This window comes from Streptomyces sp. NPDC054932 (genome assembly GCF_053610205.1).
The window spans coordinates 33,807-54,965 of sequence record NZ_JBSGXU010000005.1; the positions used below are offsets into that span (position 1 = coordinate 33,807).

19 protein-coding genes are annotated in these 21,159 nt (G+C 68.7%); 9 read left to right on the forward strand and 10 right to left on the reverse strand.

The genetic code is table 11. The annotated features are described in order from the left end of the window. Positions 1-25: 25 nt before the first annotated feature. Positions 26-1,669 (forward strand): sensor histidine kinase, encoded by a 1,644-nt coding sequence (locus ACWGE1_RS02495; protein WP_453418710.1) that lies wholly within the window; start codon positions 26-28, stop codon positions 1,667-1,669. Between the two features lie 33 nt (positions 1,670-1,702). Here the strand turns inward: ACWGE1_RS02495 and ACWGE1_RS02500 are convergent, their stop codons facing one another. Then, the gene (locus tag ACWGE1_RS02500) at positions 1,703-2,221 is read right to left on the reverse strand and encodes a protease inhibitor I42 family protein (RefSeq protein WP_453418711.1); all 519 of its coding nucleotides are present in this window, start codon (positions 2,219-2,221) and stop codon (positions 1,703-1,705) included. A 490-nt stretch (positions 2,222-2,711) separates the two neighbouring features. On the opposite strand from ACWGE1_RS02500, the gene ACWGE1_RS02505 reads away from it, so the two are divergent. Further along, positions 2,712-4,013, forward strand: coding sequence for a hypothetical protein (locus ACWGE1_RS02505; protein ID WP_453418712.1), 1,302 nt, complete (start codon positions 2,712-2,714; stop codon positions 4,011-4,013). Between the two features lie 261 nt (positions 4,014-4,274). Here ACWGE1_RS02505 and ACWGE1_RS02510 read toward each other — a convergent pair whose 3' ends face one another. Then, positions 4,275-5,531 (reverse strand): MFS transporter, encoded by a 1,257-nt coding sequence (locus tag ACWGE1_RS02510; RefSeq protein WP_453418713.1) that lies wholly within the window; start codon positions 5,529-5,531, stop codon positions 4,275-4,277. A gap of 54 nt (positions 5,532-5,585) precedes the next feature. Here ACWGE1_RS02510 and ACWGE1_RS02515 point away from each other — a divergent pair, with 54 nt between their 5' ends. Further along, on the forward strand, positions 5,586-6,332 hold the full coding sequence (locus tag ACWGE1_RS02515) for an AraC family transcriptional regulator (protein ID WP_453418714.1): 747 nt from the start codon (positions 5,586-5,588) through the stop codon (positions 6,330-6,332). A gap of 176 nt (positions 6,333-6,508) precedes the next feature. Here the strand turns inward: ACWGE1_RS02515 and ACWGE1_RS02520 are convergent, their stop codons facing one another. Continuing rightward, complete coding sequence (locus ACWGE1_RS02520) at positions 6,509-7,738, reverse strand: GNAT family N-acetyltransferase (protein ID WP_453418779.1); 1,230 nt, start codon at positions 7,736-7,738, stop codon at positions 6,509-6,511. Positions 7,739-7,993: 255 nt separating this feature from the next. Between ACWGE1_RS02520 and ACWGE1_RS02525 the strand changes: the two genes are divergently transcribed. Next, positions 7,994-8,293 (forward strand): hypothetical protein, encoded by a 300-nt coding sequence (locus ACWGE1_RS02525; RefSeq protein WP_453418715.1) that lies wholly within the window; start codon positions 7,994-7,996, stop codon positions 8,291-8,293. A gap of 373 nt (positions 8,294-8,666) precedes the next feature. Beyond that, positions 8,667-11,114: a hypothetical protein gene (locus ACWGE1_RS02530; protein WP_453418716.1), complete on the forward strand. Its 2,448-nt coding sequence runs from the start codon at positions 8,667-8,669 to the stop codon at positions 11,112-11,114. Between the two features lie 21 nt (positions 11,115-11,135). Here ACWGE1_RS02530 and ACWGE1_RS02535 read toward each other — a convergent pair whose 3' ends face one another. Beyond that, positions 11,136-11,762, reverse strand: a complete 627-nt coding sequence (locus ACWGE1_RS02535) for a DUF6193 family natural product biosynthesis protein (RefSeq protein ID WP_453418780.1) — start codon at positions 11,760-11,762, stop codon at positions 11,136-11,138. Between ACWGE1_RS02535 and ACWGE1_RS02540 the strand changes: the two genes are divergently transcribed. Then, positions 11,668-12,342, forward strand: coding sequence for a hypothetical protein (locus tag ACWGE1_RS02540; RefSeq protein ID WP_453418783.1), 675 nt, complete (start codon positions 11,668-11,670; stop codon positions 12,340-12,342). The genes ACWGE1_RS02535 and ACWGE1_RS02540 overlap by 95 nt on opposite strands. A gap of 55 nt (positions 12,343-12,397) precedes the next feature. On the opposite strand, the gene ACWGE1_RS02545 is transcribed toward ACWGE1_RS02540, so the two are convergent. Then, the gene (locus ACWGE1_RS02545) at positions 12,398-12,847 is read right to left on the reverse strand and encodes an SCO4225 family membrane protein (RefSeq protein WP_453418717.1); all 450 of its coding nucleotides are present in this window, start codon (positions 12,845-12,847) and stop codon (positions 12,398-12,400) included. Positions 12,848-13,479: 632 nt separating this feature from the next. Here ACWGE1_RS02545 and ACWGE1_RS02550 point away from each other — a divergent pair. Continuing rightward, entirely contained in the window at positions 13,480-13,902 is a 423-nt protein-coding gene (locus ACWGE1_RS02550; protein ID WP_453418718.1) for a nitroreductase/quinone reductase family protein, read from the forward strand. Positions 13,903-13,912: 10 nt separating this feature from the next. Then, positions 13,913-14,905: a pyridoxal-phosphate dependent enzyme gene (locus ACWGE1_RS02555; protein ID WP_453418719.1), complete on the forward strand. Its 993-nt coding sequence runs from the start codon at positions 13,913-13,915 to the stop codon at positions 14,903-14,905. A gap of 27 nt (positions 14,906-14,932) precedes the next feature. Here the strand turns inward: ACWGE1_RS02555 and ACWGE1_RS02560 are convergent, their stop codons facing one another. Then, entirely contained in the window at positions 14,933-15,835 is a 903-nt protein-coding gene (locus ACWGE1_RS02560; RefSeq protein WP_453418720.1) for an SDR family NAD(P)-dependent oxidoreductase, read from the reverse strand. Positions 15,836-16,033: 198 nt separating this feature from the next. Between ACWGE1_RS02560 and ACWGE1_RS02565 the strand changes: the two genes are divergently transcribed. Further along, on the forward strand, positions 16,034-17,524 hold the full coding sequence (locus tag ACWGE1_RS02565) for a glycosyltransferase (RefSeq protein WP_453418721.1): 1,491 nt from the start codon (positions 16,034-16,036) through the stop codon (positions 17,522-17,524). Here the strand turns inward: ACWGE1_RS02565 and ACWGE1_RS02570 are convergent. The 4 genes from ACWGE1_RS02570 to ACWGE1_RS02585 form a co-directional block, all read right to left on the reverse strand. Next, the gene (locus tag ACWGE1_RS02570) at positions 17,493-18,206 is read right to left on the reverse strand and encodes an FkbM family methyltransferase (protein ID WP_453418722.1); all 714 of its coding nucleotides are present in this window, start codon (positions 18,204-18,206) and stop codon (positions 17,493-17,495) included. The two genes, ACWGE1_RS02565 and ACWGE1_RS02570, sit on opposite strands and share 32 nt — an antisense overlap. Positions 18,207-18,451: 245 nt before the next feature. Then, positions 18,452-19,216, reverse strand: coding sequence for a CPBP family intramembrane glutamic endopeptidase (locus ACWGE1_RS02575; protein ID WP_453418723.1), 765 nt, complete (start codon positions 19,214-19,216; stop codon positions 18,452-18,454). Between the two features lie 11 nt (positions 19,217-19,227). Next, the gene (locus ACWGE1_RS02580) at positions 19,228-19,923 is read right to left on the reverse strand and encodes an alpha/beta fold hydrolase (RefSeq protein WP_453418724.1); all 696 of its coding nucleotides are present in this window, start codon (positions 19,921-19,923) and stop codon (positions 19,228-19,230) included. Positions 19,924-20,086: 163 nt separating this feature from the next. Further along, positions 20,087-21,112, reverse strand: a complete 1,026-nt coding sequence (locus ACWGE1_RS02585) for a 3-oxoacyl-ACP synthase III family protein (protein WP_453418725.1) — start codon at positions 21,110-21,112, stop codon at positions 20,087-20,089. Between the last annotated feature and the right edge of the window lie 47 nt (positions 21,113-21,159).

The window sequence follows — 21,159 nt, forward strand, 5'->3', positions numbered from 1 at the left end:
CCGGACCGGAAGGACTCCACGCGCCATGCCGCACCCGCGCATCCCCCCGACCAGGCTCGTCCTCGCCGACGGGGCGCTGTGGGCCGTGCTCGCCGCCGCCACCGGGTACGGGTTCCGCGACGCGGGTGGGGTCGCCTCGCCTTCGGTGGACCTGCTGCTCCCCCTGGCCGTGCTGGCGGTGGCCGTACCGCTGTCCCGCAGCCGGCCGGCGGTGGCGGTGCTCGTCGTCAACGGGTTGTGCGCACTGGGCCTGGCCGATTCCGCGACCCCGGCCAACGCACATGTCCTGTCGTTGGCCGCGCTGAGCTGTCTGCTCGGTGTGCGGGTCACCCGGGCCCGGGGACCACTGCTGGTGCTCGCGGCGTGCCTGGGCGTCGACGTCGCGGTCTGCGCCGTGCTGCAGGTGCCGGCCGTGTGGTGGTTCTACACCCTGGCGGTGATACCCACCGCCCTCCTGCTGCCGTGGCTGGCAGGACGCCACTGGCGCGGTCGGCGTGAACTCGTACGGGACGGATGGAGGCTGGCCCAGAGCCTGGAGGAGCGCCAGCACCTCGTCGCGGAGCAGGCCCGGCTGACCGAACGCGCGGACATCGCAGCCGACATGCACGACTCACTCGGCCATGTCCTGAGCCTGGTCGCCCTGCGCGCCGGCGCCCTGGAACTCTCCCCCGACCTCACCGACCGCGATCGCGCCGACCTCGCCGAGCTGCGCGGCACGATCGCCGACGCCGTCGAGCAGCTGCGCCAGACCGTCGCCGTCCTGCACGAACCTCGGGAGGCAGGTACCGGGACCGTGACGGGCGCAGTCGGGCTGCCCGTCAAGGACACGGTCTCCGACCTCCTCGGCCGGGCGGCCGCTTCCGGGGTGCCGGTGAGCTGGGAACAGCGCGGAGCGGTGCCCGTCCTGCCACCCCTGGTCGAACGCGGGATGTACCGGGTGGTGCAGGAAGCCCTCACCAACGCCGTCAAGCACGCCCCGGGCCGCGCGATCAGGGTAGGAATCAACCACGCAAGCGACCACACCCGCGTAAGCATCGTGAACGCCGCCGCGCGGGAAGGCGGGCGGGCTGAGCCGGGCGACGAGCAGGTTCCCACCACCGGATGCCGGGGACTGACAGGGCTTCGGGAACGGGTGACGGTGCTCGGCGGCACCTTGCGCACCGGCCCGCACCAGGGCGGCTTCCACGTAACCGCCGTCCTCCCCCACCAGGCCACGACCCGCACCCTGGGACAGGAAGCCGCCACCGGGAGCGGCGGGCACGCCAACCACCGCGCGGCAGCTCCGGAATCCGCGGAACGGCTCGCCGCGGTGCGGCGCGCCGCGCGGCACCGTACCGCTGCCGCATTCGCGGCGCCCGTCGCGGCAGCAGCCTTCTTCGTCCCGGCTGCCGCCTATCTGGCCTGGCAGCTGACGACGGGCGTACTCCCGCCGTCCCGGTTCGACGCACTGGAGCCAGGCCGCCCCCGCGCCGAGCTCAGCCATCTGCTCCCGGCCCGCGCCTTCCCGTATCCGCCCGACCACGCCCGTTCCGCGCCCCGGCCGCCGGGCACCACCTGCGAGTTCTACCGCTCGGGCCGCGACCTGCTCGACCAGGTCGACCTCTACCGGCTCTGCTGGTCCCACGGCGCGCTCGTGGCCAAAGACACCCTGGAGGCGAACCGGATCTGACCGGCCCACCCTTCGGGTCGTGTCCGCTGTGGCTCAGTCGACGGTGACGGTGTAGGTGATGCGCTCCGGCGCCGGGGAGGGGGTGGTCGCCCCCGTGGTCGGGGTGGCGGAGGGCCCGGTCGTCTCGGGGGGCAGGGTGGAGGTGTTGCCCTGGCAGGTGGTGAAAGTGCAGTGCAGCAGCGTGAACCGAGTGGTCCCCTTGCCCTTGGCCTCGAAGGTGAAGGTGAGCCGGCCGCCGGCGCCGGGCATCGCTTCGTCGCCGGAGTCCGATGCGTAGACCTGGCCGCGGCTGACGAGCACGGAGCTGTCGGGCTTGGGGTCGACCAGGTACCAGTACTCGCGCGTGGAGGCGTTCTGGTCGACGGTGAGCGTGAAGCGCTCGCCCGGCTCGGCAGTGATGCTGGTGTCCTTCACCGGGCGGCTTGTGGGGCCGGCCGGTTCGTCGGTGCCGGAGCCGCAGCCCGTGGCGAGCGCGAGGAGCGCGGCCGCCGCGATCGCCGCGCCGCCCCTGCTGCCGCGGAAGATGCGCGCTGTGCGCGTCGGGGAGGTCATGTTGCAAGCCTTGCCTGTGTAGCTGCTGATGAAGTCGTCCTGGCTGACCCAAGTGGTCGAGCCCAGAGGTTGTACCTGAGCATGTCACCCTCCTGCGCGGTGATCGTCATCGCGTGGGCGTCTTCCTCGCCCGAGACGTCGACAGGCACGCCACCAGCTGCCCGACGGGTCGGCGAACGGCATGCGCGCGGTACGGAGCTTCGCGCACGGCGCAGGGCCGCCGAACAGGCCCGTTGACCCCCGAAGCGGCTTCCACTTGCGCGGCGCATGCCCCAACGCCCGTGGGGAGAAACGCCATCCGGTACGCGCGCGGCCCTCCAGCAAGCGAGCACGCCGAAGCGCAGCCGGCGGCCGCGGCCGAGAGGACTGCCTCGGAGGACAAATGTCGTGGCCCGGCAGTTGCTGCGCGTGACATGATCAGCCGCATGAACGAATTCTCTGCACGGAAGGGCGGCCACCGCCCCGTCCGATGAAGTGGCTGGACAGGGCCGTGTCTGCGGGACACACCACGACTGCCGCCCACTCCGCCCGCATCGCGGTCCTCGACGCGATACGCGCCGACCGCACCGGCCCCGTGCCCGTCCGGCTGCTTCAGCTCTCCCGGGCCGACGACGCGTTCGTACGTCGTGAGGTCATGGACCTCCTGTCATCCACCGGGGCCGGGCATCCTTGGCCCGATGCCGCCGAGGCCGCGCTCGCTCGACTCACCGACCCTGATGAAGAGGTACGGCGCCGGGCCGCGTATCTCGTCGTGCACGCCGGAGGCAACGATGTTGCGCTCAGGGCTCTCGGTGAACTCACCGAGCCCGTGGTGCGTACTGCCCTTGCCGAGTGGCTCCGCGGCTCGGTCGCGCACCTGCAGGACGACTCCTTGGCCTCCGTCCGCTTCCTTGCCCGACTGGAGACCCTGAGCGTCGCACCTCCGCAGCAGTGGCTCCCGCTCGACAGGGCACTGCTCGCCGATGCCCGGGAGGCCTCGCGCCACCTGGACGGCGTCGGGTGGCGCTGGGGCCGGGTCCTGTACGGGCTGGGGCGCGAGCGCCACGTCTACGCCCTGGTGGCGCGGCTCCTTGCCGACTCCGCCACCCGGGACATCGGCGCCGGCTTGGCCCGGGATGCCTGTCATGGCTGGCGGGCGGCCCCGGTCGAACTCCTGCCCCTGCTCGTCCGTCACTGCGGACGAGGAATCAGCTCGGCCATGGCCAAAGCCCTCACCACCGCCTCCATCTCGGAGGCTGCGATGCACACACATGGCGCGCTGGTCGCCGAGGTCCCCTTCACTCCGTATCCCAGGGCCCGTCGGCCTTCCGTCAGTCCGCCGCCGTCGTACGACAGCATCACCGCCGCCGCGGTCCTCCAGGCCAAGCCCGTGGACACCGGGCGACTTCACCGGGCCCCTGAGCTCTTCGGGGCCCTGCTGGATGCGGGTCCGCTGACCTTCCGGCAGGCTGCCCAGCTGTACAACCTCACCTTCGAACGGCCTGGACGCATGCAGGCGATGTGCGCTCCGCTATGGCTGCGGCACGCCGGCCCCACCGCTCTGCCCCGCCTTCTCGCTCTCATGACCCCGCACCTCGGTGACTACGGGATTGGCGAGTACTACTCGGAAGGCCTGGCACGAATGGGCCGACACGCACTTCCCTCGCTGCCGTCGCTGACGGCACTGATCGACCGGCGTACCCGTATACCGGTCAACGATTCCACACGGGACGGCGAGACGATGCTGGACGAGATTCTGCTCGCCGCCGCGATCAAAGCCCGTCGCGCGATCCTCGCCGACACCGCTTCCTGATCACCATTGCCGCAGGACACGGCCGAGCCATCCACACCCCGCACAAGCGGATCGGCCGAGCTCTACGGCCACGACCTGGGCGCCCATTTCGACACCGACCAGCGGAGGGAAGGCCTGGCGGACGTCGGTCACGCCTTGGGCCAGGCGGGCCCGACGTCCGGCCGACAGCGGCGGTACAGCCTTCCAGAAGGGCCGGTCTGGAAGCCTCCAGCAATGCACCGGACGCGCACGTCGCGTCCCGGGGGCGGCGTCGGGGTCAGGTCACGGTGACACCGCTTTCTCCGAGGCAGGGTCGACGGGGGTGGTGCGGCGGGCCGGCCCGATGGCGGCGGCCGGTTCCGGCAGGCCCCGGACGGCGAGCCAGCTCAGGGCGGGCATCGCGATGAGGGGGATGAGGGCGGTACGCAGGCTGGTGGCGTCGGCGAGGAGGCCGATGGCCGGTGCGGCGATGCCGCCGACGCTGACGGTGAGGCCGAGGGTGATGCCGCCGGCCGTTCCGACGCGGTTGGGCAGGTAGTCCTGGGCGAGGGTGACCTGGAGCGAGAAGGGCACGTAGAGGCCGGCGGAGGCGAGGGCGACGAAGAGGTAACCGAGCGGGCCGGGGACCAGGACGACGCCCGCGACGGCGAGGACGGTCAGGAGGTAGGAGCGGCGGACGACCGTGACCCGGTCCCATCGTTCGGCGAGCCGGCCGCCCAGGACGGTGCCGACGGCACCGCCGAGGTAGAGGACCACGAGGGCCGCGGTGCCGGCGGTCGGCCCCCACCCGGTGCTCCGGGCCATGTGGAAGGAGATGAAGGTGCTGAGTCCTATGAAGACCACGGAGCGGCAGACCACGCCGAGGGTGAGGCGGAGGAAGGACCGGCGGTCGTCAGCGGCTGGGGTGAGGGCCCGGGTGCGGTGCGCGGTGCCGGAGGTGGTGTCCTGTCCGTGTCGGACGATCCGCAGGGCGGGCAGGCACAGCACGCTTCCGGCGAGCGCGGGCAGCAGGAGCAGCGGGGACATGGTCAGGCCGCCGAAGCCGACGACGAGGGCGATCAGCGCGGGTGAGAACGCGAAGCCGAGGTTGCCGCCGAGGGAGAACCAGCTCATGGCGGTGTGGCCGCCCCCCGAGGCCACGCGTGCGATGCGGGCGGATTCAGGGTGGTAGGCGGCGACGCCGACGCCCGAGACCGCCACGAAGAGCAGGGTCAGGGCGTAGGAGTCGCCGAGGCCGCTGAGGGCGATGCCGAGGCCGCCGACGAGCGTACTGACGGGCAGCAGCCAGGGCAGGGGCTTGCGGTCGGTGAAGGCGCCGAAGAGGGGTTGGGCCACGGAGGAGAGCAGGGAGGCGGCGAGCACGATGCCGGAGGCGGCGGCGTAGGTGTAGGCCCGTTCGGCCACGAAGAAGGGGACGAGCGCTGCGACAGCGCCCTGGTAGACATCGACGCAGGCGTGTCCGACGGCGAGGAGGGTGATGGCGCGGTTGCGAGGCGGGCGGGTGGACGTGCGGAGGTTCTGGGACGTTTTCGTGGGCACCGTGCCATCGTCACAACCCCACGCCATGTCGCACTTCCGATAAAGTGCCAATCAATGCGTGAAATCCGCCATGAGCCGATCGCCCCGACCCGGGTCCAGTGGATGGCCTCCGGAGCGGACATCGACCCGCACCGGCACGACGACCACCAGATCGTCTACGCGGCCCGGGGCGTCCTCACCGTGACCACCGGACTCGGCACATGGGTGGCTCCCGCCAACCGGGCCATCTGGGTGCCGGCCGACACGGTCCACGCGCACCGCGCGCACGGCACGATCGACCTGCACCTGATCGGTCTCCCGGCCTCCCGCACGGTACTGCCATCGGACCGGCCCATGGTCCTCAACGTGGACGGCCTGCTGCGGGAGTTGATCCTGGCCTACACGCGGGAACCGGAATCACGGGGACCCGAGCGTCGGCGCCTGCTCGGCGTCCTCCTCGATCGGCTGGTCCTCTCACCGGAGCAACCCCTGCACCTGGCCTCCCCGACCGAGCCGCGGCTGCGCCGGCTCTGCGAGATCCTGACCGCCGACCCCGCCGACAGCCGAACCCTGGACGCGCTGGGGCGGGAGGTCGGGGCGAGCGCGCGGACCCTGACCCGCCTGTTCGCCTCCGACATGGGCATGCCCTTCTCGCAGTGGCGCACCCAACTGCGCCTGCACCAGGCCCTGATCCTGCTGGCGGAGGGGCAGACCGTGACGGCCGTGGCCCATCGGTGCGGCTGGTCCACGCCCGGGGCGTTCATCGACGCGTTCCGCAACGTCTTCGGCCATACGCCGGGCAGGCACCGCTCCGTGACCTGACCCCGGCCGATTCAGGCGGGGTATTCGGCGTCCGCCACCGCCGCGCGGTGACGGTCGTCCACGGCGCCGTCCACCACCGGCCACCCGGCCGGGCGGGGGCGAGGGCGCGCACCCCGCGGCAGTCCGCTCGCAGCGAGCGGCGCAGGCCCGTCCCCACCCCGCTTCTGCAACAACGTTCAGTACGGGAGGTAGTAGCTGAGTACATCGGCAGTGAGCGGAGGGAAGAGCACCTGGAACAGCTCCTCGTCCGCGGCGTAGACGTCGGGGCGGATCCGGGTCAGCCCCTCGATCCCGTGCGGGCCGAACAGCAGGGCGGCCAGATGGTCGGGCGCCACACCGGCGCCTCCCACAGCTCCTGGCGACTGTATCGGGCCGCCGGTGACGACCTCACCGAGCCCGTTGGCGAGAACGGGAATCCGGTAGTGGGCGCCGAAGGTGGAGATGACGATGTCTCGGCCGGCGCGGTCGATCCCGGCCGCGGTAAGACGCTGCCAGAACAGCGGACGGAGCCTGTCGAGCAGCGCTGCGACATCCGGTATGCGGATGTAGTACTGCTCTGCATTCCGTCGCGGTTCGTGGTCGATAAACTCCTGCCACGCGTTGCCCGTCACGGTGCCCGCCCGATGGACGACCTGTATCCGGCCGCCGGGCGCCAGGGCGGCAACGCCGCTCAGGAGGTCCCGTGCCGCCGCCTCGTCGCGGGCCGCGGCCTCGGCCAGGAGCATCTCCTCGCCGGGAGGCGTGGTGCGCGCGGCGGCAATGACGGTGTCGGCATGCTCGAGAACCCAGAGGTTGCTCGACTCGTGGTCCAGGAGCCATCGCCAGCACGCCGCCGAGTGCGGCATGGTCACATCGAATCCGCTCTGGGCCGAAGCCTGCAGGGCAGCCATGGAAGGGATGTCGGAGGGCCGGGCGGCACGGAGCGTGCCCGTTCCGTCGCCGGGCGGCAAGGCGTTCACGTTCAGCGCCTGCGGTATGTCGATGGCGTACTCATAGCCGAACAGCCGGTAGAAGTACGGGATTCCGATCATCGCCTGGACGACGTGGCCACGGGCGGCAGAACGCTCGTGAGCCCAGTGCATCAGCGCCCTTACGAGCCCCCGTCCCTCGTACTCACTGTCGGTGGCGACCAGTTCCACCTGACCGGCGGGCAGGCGAACGCCTCCGATGCGCACCTCCTCGTCGAGGAGCGTCGCGGTGGACACGACCCGGTCGCCGTCGACGACCACGGCACAGGCGGACAAGCCCGCGTCGGGGTCGGTGACCACCAGCCGGTGGTCGATGGCGTCGTCCGGCTCACCGCGCTCGGACAGGAGCGCGCCGATCTGGTCAAGATCTGCGGGCCCCGCCGGTCGCAGGGCGAGGCCGTCGGCCAACGAAACAGTTCCGGAACAGTCTTTGATCATGGTCACAGCCAGACTGTGGCATCGCCCGGCCATCCCGGCCAACAAGTTTTTCGCAGCTCGTCGTCAGCGCCGACGGGCAGCGGGTGGCCCACCACGCCGGCTCACGTCTGCTCGCGGATCCGGCCGACGCCACCACACTGACCAGCGCCTTCAGTAACGCGGCGTCGGAAGGCCGCGGGAGGCCGTGGGAGGCCGGCCGCCGTATCGTCAGGGCGTCAGAAGCCTGTCGCGGGCCGACGAAGTGAGGCGGATGCCATGAGCGTGCTTCAGATCGCGCTGCAGGAGGACTTCCGGGGCGAGCACGTCGTGGTCTCCGTGGACGGAACCGTCGTCCTGGACGACCCCTCGGTGCACACCAGACGGCAGATCGGCCTGGCCCGCTCCCTCGAGGTTCCGGTACGGGACGGCGCGGTCACGGTGGAGGTCTCGGTCCAGGGAGGGCCACACCAGAGTGTGGAGATCGACACGACCGTCACCAAGGCGGTGCTGGTCGACCTCGACGCCGACGGCGGCCTCACCGTCCGCGCGAGCGGGGACCTCCCCCGTTTCGCGTAACCGGCACCCCGCCGGGCGAGGCGCTCCACGGACGGGCTCGATCGGACGCGGTCGGATTGCGAGCCAGGGTGGTTGCACTTCCACTTGAGGGGACCGGCCTTCCAAGGGCAGGGGTGTGCGCTCGGCGGCACAACCGGACGGAGCGCACGCTCCCGGCCGGTTCGGCAGCCGTGGCAGCCGTGGCAGCCATCCGCATCGCGCTCAGGTGTCCCAACCGTCGCAGCGCCCTGCACTGATGTGGCAGAGCATGTCGACAGGCCACAAGCCCGCGCGCCACACGCCAGCGTGCCACGCCCGGAAGCAGCCGGACACCCACCCCTTCCGCTGCACCACCACGCACGGGCGACGGAGCCCGGGCTGAGGAGAGGCCGGCATGACCACGCAGAAGCACCGTCCGCCGAGTGGGCTCGATGAGCTCGTCCGCGCCGTCGTCGAGGAGATCACCCGCGTTGCCGGTGACGGCCGGGCACGAGACGGGAACGGCTCGGGCCCGTACGCCGAGCATGTCCAGGACCGCTGGGACACGGCGGCCGGCAACCAGCCGGCAGCGCCGGCCGCGGCCCTCCTGGTCCAGCGCAGCGGCGTGTACATCCGCACCGACCTGCCCATGGTTCCCACCCCCGACCACGACGGCGGGCAGGTCGTCCAGAACGTGATGACGATGCCCGGCATGGTCGCGCCCGAGCTGCGGCCGACCGGTGCCGCAATGCGGGCGGGCTCCCTTCCCGACGAGAACGCGATCGCGGCCGAGCAGCCCCAGACCGGTCAGCCGCCGGCCGAGACGATCCCGCCCGGCGCCGCCCTCGGCCTGTTCGAGGAACTCCGTGTGGACGTGGACGGGCCGGCCCCCACGATGACCGTTTCGGGCCGCATCTGGCGGCTCATCACCGGCGGTCTCACCTGGATCGCCAAAGTGACCAAGCAGCCGGACGGCTCGTACACCGGCCCGATCAGCTACCGGGACGGCAATGTCTCTCTGCGCCCCGCCACCAAGATCCGCGTGCAGCTCACCGGCCGCCCACCGCTGCAGCCGCTCGCCGCGGTGGTGACCTTCAGCCGACCGGGCGCAGCCGACCTGGTCCTCGGCTACACCTTCGCGCGGTCGGCGTTCCGTGAGGTCGGGATCGAGTTCGACCGCGTCGAGGGGGCAGATCAGACGGATGCGTACGCACTGCACGACCACCCCGTGCGGCCCGCCGGCCTCCCCGACATCACCCTCACGGTGGAGGACGCCTACGCCCGCCAGGGGATCAAGGTCACCCGCACCCGCGGCAGCAACGTGATCCCGCGCTCGGCCTCCGTCGACGACAAGTGGTCCGACATCGAGATGCACGACGCGATGCAACAGCACTGGTCCGAGTGGAGGCCGGGGCCCGGTGGGCAGGGTGTCGCCCAGTGGCAGGTGTGGACCCTGTTCGCGGGCCTGCACGACCGGGGACGAACGCTCGGCGGCATCATGTTCGACGACATCGGCACCGCCCAGCGGCAGGGCTGCGCGATCTTCTCCGACTCGTTCATCTCCGAGCGCCCGCCGAACGACCCCGCGCCGGACGCGTTCGCCCGCCGGATGCGCTTCTGGACGGCCGTGCACGAGATCGGGCACTGCTTCAACCTCGCACACGCCTGGGACAAGTCGGCGCAGCCTTCGTGGATCCCGCTCGTCGACGAGCCCGAGTCCCGGAGCTTCATGAACTATCCGTTCCTGGTCAACGGCGGGGAGCAGGCGTTCTTCCGTGACTTCCGGTACTTCTTCTCGGAGAACGAGCTGCGCTTCCTGCGGCACGCACCCGAGCGGTTCGTGCAGATGGGCAACATCCCCTGGTTCGACCACCACGCCTTCGAGCAGGTCCGTCACTACTCCGCCCCCGGCACGCTGGCGCTCTCGCTCCGCGTCAGCCGCAACCCCGACCACCAGGGCGCGTACCGCTACGGCATGCTCGAGCCGGTGATCGGTGAGCTGAAGCTGGCCAACACCTCCACCGACCCGGTGATGGTCGACCGCAACAAGCTGATGGGCGACGACCTCGGCATCGTCATCCAGCGTGAGGGCGAGACCGAGGCCCGGATGCACCGGCCGTATCTGCGGTACTGCATGCGCCCCGAACCCGTGGTGCTGCAGCCCGGCGAGGCACTCTACGGGCAGATCGTGCTCAGCTCCGGGCTGGGCGGCTGGCAGATCGCCGAGCCCGGTACGTACCGCGTGTACGCAGCGCTGCGTACGGCCGTCGGCGGTACAGCGACCTCCGTGGCGGGTGCCACGGCCGGGCAGGTCATGGCCGCGCCGCTCATGCTCCGCGTGGAGCGTCCGGCCAGCCGTGAGCAGGAGCGGCTGGCGGACGACGTCTGCACGGACACCGTGGGACGCGTGCTGGCGCTGGGCGGAAGCCGGGTGCTGCACGAAGCCAACGACGTACTGCGCGAGGTCGTGGAACGGATCCCCGACGAGGGCGTCGCCAAACACGCCGCAGCCTGCCTGGCGCTGGCGGAGACCGTCCCGGGCAAGGTCATGCAGGGTGGTGGCGACGGCACGGGTCCGCGCCTGGAGCTCACGACGTCCGACACCGCGTCGGGTTGGCAGCACGCCGAGCAGGCGTACGGGGACTTGAACGCCGCCGCCGAGACGTTCGGCCACATCCGTCTGACCCGCAACATCGAGCACATCGCCCGGTCGCTCGACCAACAGGGCGAAGGCGAGCCCGCCACGCGGCTGGTGAGCGGTCTCGCCCGGACCCTGGACAGCCGCCGGGTCAAACCAGGTGTGGTCAAGCGAGTCCGCAAGCTGGAGCAGCAGCTCGCCGCCAGCGGCGGCGGCGGTCAGTAACGGCCGCCGCGCCCGGCGGATTCACCCCACCCCCTCCCGGAACCATCCGGGAGGGGGTGGTGGCGCTGCACCGCGTCCCGCCGGCCAGGACGACTCGCCCCGTGGCACGACCTTCACCGCACCGACCCGTCCCCACCGACTACCCACCCCGCCCTGCGCAGCACGAACCCGGTCAACGCCTGAGAGGGTGTTCTGCCGTCGCATTTCCGTCCGGTGCGGACTATCGCTCCACTCCGGCCACGGACCCGCCACGGCGGTGCCGCAGTCACTGGGGAGGTACGCGACGACGAGAGCGGCGGCCTCCTGGGGTGTGGCCGCCTCACCGAGGAGTTCGGCGCAGCCAGCGGCATACGCCAGGTCCACTCGACCACGGTCTCCGTACCCATGCCGTCGATCATGCGCAGTGGCGCCTGGCGGAGCAACCTGCAGCCCCTGTCGGGGAATCAGCAGCGCTGGGACGCACGCTGCGAGGCAGGGCGACCACCCCTCAGCGACACGCCGCCCTGGCGCAACGTCGTCGACTCCTCTGCCCGGACTCGCCACGATGTGACCGATGCAGCCCACCGACCGTGCCGAACCCCAGCCGCCCCGCCGTCGATCGCTGGGCCGCTTTCTGAGCCACCCCGGCTGGACCGGCATCAGCGGCATCGTGGGCGTGCTCGCTCTCGGTGTCACCATCGCGGTCATCCTCTACGGTGACAGGGACCAACCCGGAGTTTCCCCGCCGACGACCTCCACCTCCGCCTCCACCTCCGCCGGGACACACGACCCTTCCGGCCCCCCACTGTCCAGGGAGGACGGCGTGGCGACGCCGCCCGTCCCCGGCGGCTGGTCGGTCGAGGGCGGGGACCTCACCGTCACGGTCACGAAAGTGACGAAGTCCCCGGAGGGCGCCCTCCGCCTGCACGTACAAGTCGCCAACGGCTCCGCGCAGGAGCGGGTGCTGCCCCTCTCCGGCATCACCGCCAAGGACGACCAGGGGCAGATCTACACCCCGTCGAACGACCCCGCCCACACCCGGTGGCCGGGCAGTCTTGCGCCCCACGGATCATTCACAGGGGTCGTTCAGACCCGAGAGCGGGCCGGGCCACAGGCCAGCTACCTGAAAATCACCTTTGCGCGAATCTTCGGCGATGGCGCCACCCCTCCGCCCGACGGCCTCACCATCGCCGGCCTCGACCTGCCTCGCCGGCAAGCACGCCGCGCCCGGGTCGCCCGCCGGGGCTGACGGATACCGAACTGCCGGCTCTCGCGAGGGCCGTGCCGATGCGACTCGCTGCCCTTCAGAGGCCGGCGCTGCGGCGTCGCCGTGCCCAGTGGTGGAGCAGCGCCCAGAGCACGGTTGCGTTGATCAGGGCGCCGACCAGGACCGCGGCGTAGAAGCCGAATTCGGTCCAGATTTCAGGCTGTGCGGCGAGGGAGGTGTCCGGTGCCCAGTCAGCGGGGAGCGGGGCCGACTCCGACGGATACTCCGCGGGCAGCGGGGTGGGCGGCTGGTCGCCGTGGTACGGCTCCACGACCGGGGCCGATTCCAGGGCGTCGGCCGGCGAGGGCCCGAAGGGGATCAGGAGCAGGAGGCTGACCGGCGCCGTGGCCAGAACCGGCCACATCGCGCCGAACCCGATGTCCCCGGTCCGGCTGACCACTGCCACCCAGACCAGCATCCCGAGCACCAGGACCAGGTATCCGCCGGGCACCCACATCTCAGCCTTCGACCAGCGCCGTTCCACCACGTCCCCCGCTCCGTTGTGTTCGTTGTGCAGCCAGTATGGAAACGGCCGGGGCCCGTCACCTGAGTACGCCTACTCATCCTGCTCCGCCCCGCATACCTGGTCGCAGCCGAAAGTCGGAGGGCGCCCCCGACCGCTGCTGTTCAGCGGCAACCACAAGGGTCCGGTGCCGCCCGTCGGCACAAATCCCCAGCGCCTGCTGCCACCGTACCCAGCGCCTTCGCCGACCCGGACGAGTAACCCCGCAAGCGCCCGGGGACGTTCCTGTGGCGGCTTCCGCAGGCCGGCGGTACCTGGTGGTGTCGAGCGGGCCAGGAGCCCCAAGGTCACCGGAGGCAAGGCCGCTGGCCCCGGAGTGATTGCGGAGAAGAAGGCCGGGGCGAAGAAGCGGATCCGCTCCACACCACCCACAGACGGAAATGGCGGTTGAACGCTCTCGGATGCCATGGCTCACGACTGCTGTGCAGGCACCAATCCGCCGTCATGCGGACGTAGGCAGTCCGACGTAACTTGGAACACGAGATCGTCTGCCATTGGGAGTCCCTATGCACAGACTCGGGGTGGCCCTTCTGCGCGAGGTCATGCTCCGGATCGGACAGAGGTCCAGTCCTGCCCTCCGCAGATTCATCGTCGTCATGAGCGTGCTGCATCTCGGCGTCTATCGACGAACGGGTGGTCTGCTGGGACGACTGGGTCTGAAGCACGGCAAGATCGTGATCATCACGACGACGGGCCGTAGGACCGGCGAGCCGCGGACGGTTCCCCTCCTCGCTGTCGAGGACGGCGAAGACCTCGCGGTCATCGCCTCTCATGGGGGCCTGGACCAGCCACCGGGCTGGTGGCTGAACCTCGGAGAAGATCCCTTCGCGACGGTCGAGATCCGAGGTCGCACCTGCCATGTCAAAGCCGAGCAGGCTGACCAACGGAAACGTGCGGAACTGTGGCTCCGGTTCGTCAAGGCTTTCCCCGGGTACGAGGATTACCGGCAGCGCACAGCCCGAGAGCTTCCCATTGTGATTCTCCATCCCGTGCCCGGACCGGCCGTGACAGCAGGTTGAGGGACCCGGTATGCACGACCACAACGGAATCCAGCGCATTCTGGAGGCCCCGTTCGTCCCTCTGGGACAGTGGCCGACTCCTATCTCGGCAATCTCCCGATCAAACGGGGTGGATGTCCTGGTCAAGCGTGACGACCTCTCCGGTCACGGCCGCGGAGGCGTCAAGACACGTAAGATCGAGCATCTGGTCGGGCACATGCTGGAGAAGGGGTACGGCAGCCTCGTCACCCCGGTGGGCAACGTGACCAACCTCGTACACGACATCCTCCCGGTACTTCGACGGTTCGACATCGCATGTGAAATCGTCGTCGCTGACGTTCCGCCTCTTCCTCTCGGTGAACGACGGAGGATGTTCGGCGGCCTCGGAAGCAACGTGCGTCTGATCGGTCCGGGCCACATCGAGGCGGCCGGTGCGCTGGCCGGTGCCTATCACCGGAGCCGCAGAGCGGGACGGCGGCCGTTCTTCGCCCCGCCGAGCCTCGCACATCCCGCAGCGGTGATCGCTGCTGCGCGCGGTTTCCTGGAAATGGTGGGTCAGGTCGAGGCCATGGGGGTGCCGCCGCTGCAGACGGTGTTCATCACGGCCGCGTCGGGCACGGCGTTCGCGGGTTTCGTGCTGGCGGAGAACCTCCTGCGCCTGCAAGGACATCGTCCGATCCATGTCGTCGGCGTTCAGGTTTACCCGGGCCCGGCACGCTGGTGGATCCACGGACTCGTCCGGTGGACCGAGCACTACTTGTCGGTGTCCGACCGGATGCCCAGTGGACGCATCGACCTGAGGACGACCAGGATCTATCGCGAATTCGGACGCTACCCGACCGAATTGGTCGAGCTGTGCACATCCGTGAAGGACGAGACAGGACTGAAACTCGACCCGGTATTCGGAGGCAAGACCTGGTCGGTCATGGAGTCCTGTATAGCCCAGGGGCGCAGCAAAGGTTCCGTGTTGTATTGGCACTGCGGCTACACGCCGGACTGGGAGGTCGTGCCCGCGGCTTGTTGAGGTGGGCCGGCCTGCCTCACTGAAGGTCTATCTCGACGGAGATCTGCTCAGCTGCCTGGCAAGCAGCGCGTCGAAGACACGTGTGGGCAGAGCGGTGGACAGGGCCACCCCCGCGCGTGCCTCCGCGCCCATGAGATAGACGGCCTTGGGATGTCGCGCATAGAGCGCATGACGGGCGGCACGGGCGACCACCGACGGTGAGAGGCTCCGTCCCGCCGCGGCGGAAGCCACGTATCGCCGCATGTTCTCCAGTGTGCCGCCGTACAACTCCTTCGCCCTCGTCGGCAGTCGGTCCGTCAAGCCCTGCACGGAATGGTCCGCCTTGCTCCAGATCGGGGTCGCCACCGCTCCGGGCACGAGGACGGACACGCGGATGTTCCATGGCCGCAGCTCGCGTCGCATCGACTCCGCCATCCCGTTCAGTGCGTGCTTCGACGCGGCGTAGGGTCCGAAGCAGGGTGCGGCGATGTGTCCTGCGACAGAGCTCGTGAAGAGTACGCGTCCGTCCCCGTGATCGCGGATCAGGTCAAGAACCGCCTGAGTCACGGCCAGCTGGCCGAAGACGTTGACCTCGAACTGGTGTCTCATCTCATCGATGGTCACGTATTCCAGGGGGCCGCCTGTCGCGGCGCCGGCGTTGTTCACCACTCCGCGGAGGCGCCGCCGGCCCAGGAGCCGGCGGATCGAATCGGCCGCCTCCATGATCTGGCTGCCACTGGTGACGTCCAAGAGGATCTCGTGCACCGCACCTGGCAGTCCGTCGCCCTTCGGCGCGTCCCCGGCCCTGCGCACACCGGCGAATACGGTCACACTTCGCCCGGCGAGGTCCAGAGCGATTGCCCTGCCGATCCCGCTGGATGCACCGGTGACGAAGACTGCTTCGTCTCCGGTTTCCTCGAGGTGCCGACCAAAAAGTGAGTGACGCCTCACGCGGCGGCCTCCTCGACCGTTCATGAACAAAGAAGCGGAGCGAAACGGTTGCGAGCAATTACGTCACCATGATGAGTGAGAACCCGGCTTTGCCCCCCTGTCTCCACCGGGAGCTCGTCGGCTCATCACCCGAACGCACCACTGTCGCGTCAGTCAAGCCGACGAGCCGCTATACGGAATTCGGGCTAGACTGATGGCATGCTGGTGATAGCCCTTTCCGCCATGCTGGCGTTCTTCGCCATAGCTCAACTGCGGATACTGGTCATTCATGCATATTCCCAGATGAAGGGTGCCGGAGGGCAGGCCATCGAACCCACCCGGCCGACCAGTTACTCCTGGCCGACGGTCGTGGTGCAACTCCCCATTTATCGAGAGCACAAAGTTCTTGACCGACTCCTCACGGCGGTAACGAACCTCGACTATGCGGATGGCCGACTCGCGGTGCAAGTCCTGGACGACTCCGAAGGGGAAGAGGCCGCGCTGGCCAAGGCCGTCGTCGACACACATCGCGGAGGCTCCGTCCCGATCGAATACGTCCACAGGACGAACCGCGACGGGTACAAGTCAGGGGCGCTCAACCACGGTACACGGATGGTCGATTGCGACCTCGTGGCGATTTTCGACGCGGACTTCACACCTGATCGTGACTTCCTCATCAAAACCGTGCCCCTGTTCGAGGATGCTCGCGTCGCTGCAGTCCATACGCGGTGGCGGCACCGCAACGGTCTTTCGTCCACTCTGACGCTGTTCCAAGCGGCGGTCATCGACAGCCTGTTCTGCTTTTCGAGCGGGATCCGCCAGGCCAGGGGGGAGTCCACCATATATCTGGGGACCAGTGGGGTCTGGCGGAAGCACGCGATCGAAGAGCTCGGCGGGTGGCGCGAAGCACCGTTCACCGACGACGGCATCGACCTCAGCTTCCGTGCCCAGCTGGCGGGATGGTCGGTCGTCTTCGTCAACGAGGCATTGGCCAGCAGCGACCTTCCCGACACCTACCTCAGCTACAAAAACCAGCAACGCCGCTGGGCGCGCGCGGCATTCCGGCTCTTCCTCGACTACGGGAAGAAGGCGCTCAGTCCGCCACAGGGCAAGAGACGACGATTTCTTGAGCTTTCTTCCTTGCACCTGGTTCTGAGTACACCGGTACTCGTCCTGACCGGAGTGCTCTCCAGTGCGTACGTCGTTCTCGAACTCCCACGCACTCCGTACTGGGCGATCACCCAAGTCGGTCTCAGCGCGTTTCTCGTACTGTTCCCGACGCTGCAGGAATGCGCGATCTCGCAGAGAATTCTCTACGCCGACTGGGCGCGGCGGTGTCTGCGTCTCCCACTGTCGCTGCCGCTCGCCATCGGCGTATCGGTCTCCATCCTGGCCGGCTTCCGGGACACGATCAAGCGAGACGAGCCGGAGTTCGTGAGAACCCCCAAGGAAGGGTCGTCGGGCATTATCCGGAAGAGCGAAGCGAAGTGGGTCGGAACCGCCTCGCGGATCGCATGGTGTGAACTGGGCCTGGGTCTCGTGTTCCTCTCGGCCGGGCTGCTGTCCGTCGTGCGCGGGTACGCCGAATCGTGTTTCCTGCTCGCGTCCCTGGCAGGGGCTTTCCTGGTCGCGAGTGCGAGGAGCGGATCGGAGATCCGACGAGCCGGTCACCGGCCGGCTACCCCAGCCCCCGCAGGCACATCAGATTGACCCGCCCGTTTCCCTGGCGACGGATCTCCCGCCGGATGGCGTCCCGGTCCTGGGGGAACGTCACCGGTCGAGGAGGGGGCCCCGCCAGGGAGACGTCGTCGAATCCGCATGATGCCAGGGCCGCCCAGAACGAGTCGATCGACTCACCTGCAGCGGCCAATGTCCGCTCGTTGAGCTCGATGATCAGAACCAGACCGGGATTTCGACGGCTCAGCTCCCGCATACCGGCCAACGCCGCGACTTCATGCCCTTCAATGTCGATCTTGACCAGATCCACTCGGGGCCACAGACTCCGTTCGGCCCATGCGTCCAAGGTGGTGCACGCAACGGTCTCCCCCGGCCCCGGACCATCGCCGGCCGCCGCGGCCCGGTGGATGCTGGACAGCATGCTGTCGGGCGCGCCCGCGAACAGCGTCGCTGCACCGACCGAATCTCCCACGGCACTCGGCACCACGTGGATCTCGCCGCCGACGTCGTTCTCCGCCACGTTTCTCCGCAGGATGGGGAGCAGTGCCGACGACGGCTCGAACGCCCAGACCGTGCTCGCCGCTCCGCCGAGGCGCGCGCACAGCAGCGTGAAGTAGCCGAGGTGCGCACCGACATCCACGACCGACATGTTCGGCCTGACGAGGTGCCGGACGAGTGCCGCGACGTCGCGGTCGTGCATCCCCATCGCCAGCATCTGCAGGTGATACGAGGGGCGCCCTTCGTGGTAGAGCCGAAAGCCGTCGACCTCGACGGGGATCCCCGGATCCGTCAGAAGCGAGTGGGGAAACAGCCACCGATGCAGGGGTGCGCCGAGTTCGGCAAGGAGTGGCGCAAGGGGACCGGAACGGTCGAACCCCCAGGCTCCGGCTCGATGAACAGCGCGTGCGCCGCGCAGAGTGAATGCGCGCAGCGGTGATGCGGGACGTGGCACGAGCGGACCTACCTAACCACGAGGGCAACGACAATGGGGGCGAGGACGATGTTCACCCCGTGTGTCGCCATGCAGAGCCACAGAGAGCCCGTCCGTGCGTGCACCCAGCACCAGATCATGCTCACGCCGAAAGCCCATACAAAATATGCTGCGCCGGCCACATAGGGGTATGCAGGCAAAAGGTAGACCAGTTGGGCCGAGTGGCGGAGTCCGAACAGGGTGGACGTGACGACCGAAGCGATCGGCAGCGAGTAGCGCCCCAACAGCGAGCCTTGGAGGAATCCCCGGTAGAAGAGTTCCTCTCCGAACATGGGCCACAGTCCCAGGAAGACGTACGCGATGATCAGCGCGCACCAGCTTCCATAGCGCGCGGCGTACAGATCCGCGAACTTCCCATAGGTCGCAAGCAGGTTCCATGCGGGATCCCGCGTCTTGCCGAGGACGGTCATAGCGAGGCTGTAGAGAAGGATGAAGCCGCCGATGAACGCGATGGCGGCAGCAAACGGCCGGCCCTGCTTCGGAAGGTGCGCCCGAATCTCAGGCCAGGGTCGACCGGTGGGGCGAACCCGGAACCAAAGCGGGACGGCAATGGCGAGGCACGCGTGAAAGACAGGAAACGGCGCGTAGGGCCAGCCTTGCCATGACTCCGGAAGGGCGAGCGCGGTGACCAGTACACCGATGCAGAGAACGGTGAGCGGGTGGAGTCCGCCGACGGGTGCGGTGGGGTCGGCGGCTTGCGCGTCCGGAACCGCGGGTCTCCTTACGTTCGCCATGGTCTCATCAGCTACTCCACGCTTGAGATGAAGCGGCGAACGATCTCGTTGACGAATGAGTCGTCTACGTAGGTGATGAAGTGCTCACCACCTGGCTTGATGACCGCTGCACCCGCGTTGGGAAGCAGCGCGGCCATGCGGCGGGCCTGGGCGACCGAGACAATGTGGTCGTTGTCGCCGGAGATGACGAGGCTCGGCACGTGAACCTCGCCCGGAGTCGGGCGATGCTCGGTCAGGTTGGGAAGAATGCTGTGCTTGAACAGCGCCGTCAACCGAAGGACGACCAGCGCCTCCTGGACGATCCACTCCGGTTTGATCTGGGTCCCTCCGACGAAGCGCCCAAGGAGTGTCGCAAACACACGCGATGACACCACTCGCTCGATGGGAAGGTGTTCCAGCATCTTCAGCCAGAAGCCGTAGGGTTGCGGGAACCGGTAACGATCGGCCAGCCCGACGAAGACCATCGAGCGACACAACTCGGGGTGATGCTTGGCCAGATAATAGGCTGCCGCACCCGTGTCGCCCCACACGACGAAGTGCGCGCGGCTGATTCCGAGGGCGGAAAGCAGGCAGCGGACCTCGTGGGCCCTGTCCTTGATGCCGACTCGCGTGTTCGTGCTGAGCAGCGGTTCATGGAGCACGACGCGGTGGTCGCGCTGGAACTCTGCGATTTGAGGTGCGTAGACGAAGTTCAGTTCGGTGACCATGGGCAGGAGTACAACGGCGTCCCCCTCTCCGCAGTCGAGTACGCGGAGTGTTCTGCCGTCGGGAAGCGTGACGGGACGCATGGCCGCCGCGATCGCTCTTTGGTCCTCGGTCATCCTCGTGCGAAGTGAGTCCGAGACGGGAGGTCGCACCCATGTGCGCGCGTCAGTCATTGCACCCCGCCTCACTGGGCAGGAGCTCGATGGCCGCTGCGCCGCAGGAGAACCCGAGGCCGAAGGCGAGAAGCAACAGCCTTTGCCCTGGACGGAGTAGGCCTTCGTCTCTGGCCAGGGAGAGATTCACCAACAGGCTGGCCGGGCCCATGTTCCCCAGCCGGCTGGCAGGCATCGGAAAGATCTCCGGCCGGAAGCCCAGAGCCTCGATGAGAACGTTCAGCATGCGAACGTTCGGCTGATGGGAGATGACGAGGTGGACGTCGTCGTGGCACCACCCGGCTTCTTCGAGTACACGGGAAACCAGGGGAGGGATGACGCGTACCCCCGTACGAACCAGGCCGGAGCCGTCCATGTCGTAGAAACCCGCTTGCACGCTGACCCCTTCGGGGCCGGCGTTGTAGCCCAGTACCGGGATGCTCCCGAGGGCCGCATGGTCGGCGTGAGTCACCCACTGGATGCTCATAACCTTCGCCGACATGCCCTGTGACGTGGTGTGCCGCTCGATCACGACCGCGCCCGCACCAGCGCCGAAGAGCCCGACCGTGCCCCTGTCCTCCGAGCTGATGATCGGCAGGAAATCCACACTCGACGAGATGACGGCCCGACTGCAACGATTGCTCGACAACATGAGCGCAGCCATCTCGAACATGGCCACAGGTTCAGCGCACACTCCGTCAACGGAGAGCACTCGTAGACCCTTGAGCCCCAGCGCATTCGCCAAGATGATCCCGGACGGCGGGGTGAAGGCCGTCAGGCCGTTCTGGATGTGAAGGAGAACTGTTTCGGGGCCCAACATGTCAGGTTTCAGCCCACTCGACTGGAGAGCCGACTCGACAGCGGACACCGCCAGCGTGAGTACGTCCTCTCCTTCTCCGCAGACCCGTCGTTCATCAATCCCTGTTCGCTTCGTGAACCAATCCGTGGACAGCCCCATCGAAACAGCCAAGCCGGTGTTCGAGACAATCCTGGAGCCGACGGCATGACCGGTGCCTGAAATACTGAACTGCTCGAGCACGACCTCACTCCTTCGGGTGAAAGTGGTCCGGCATCCGGCCAGGAGAA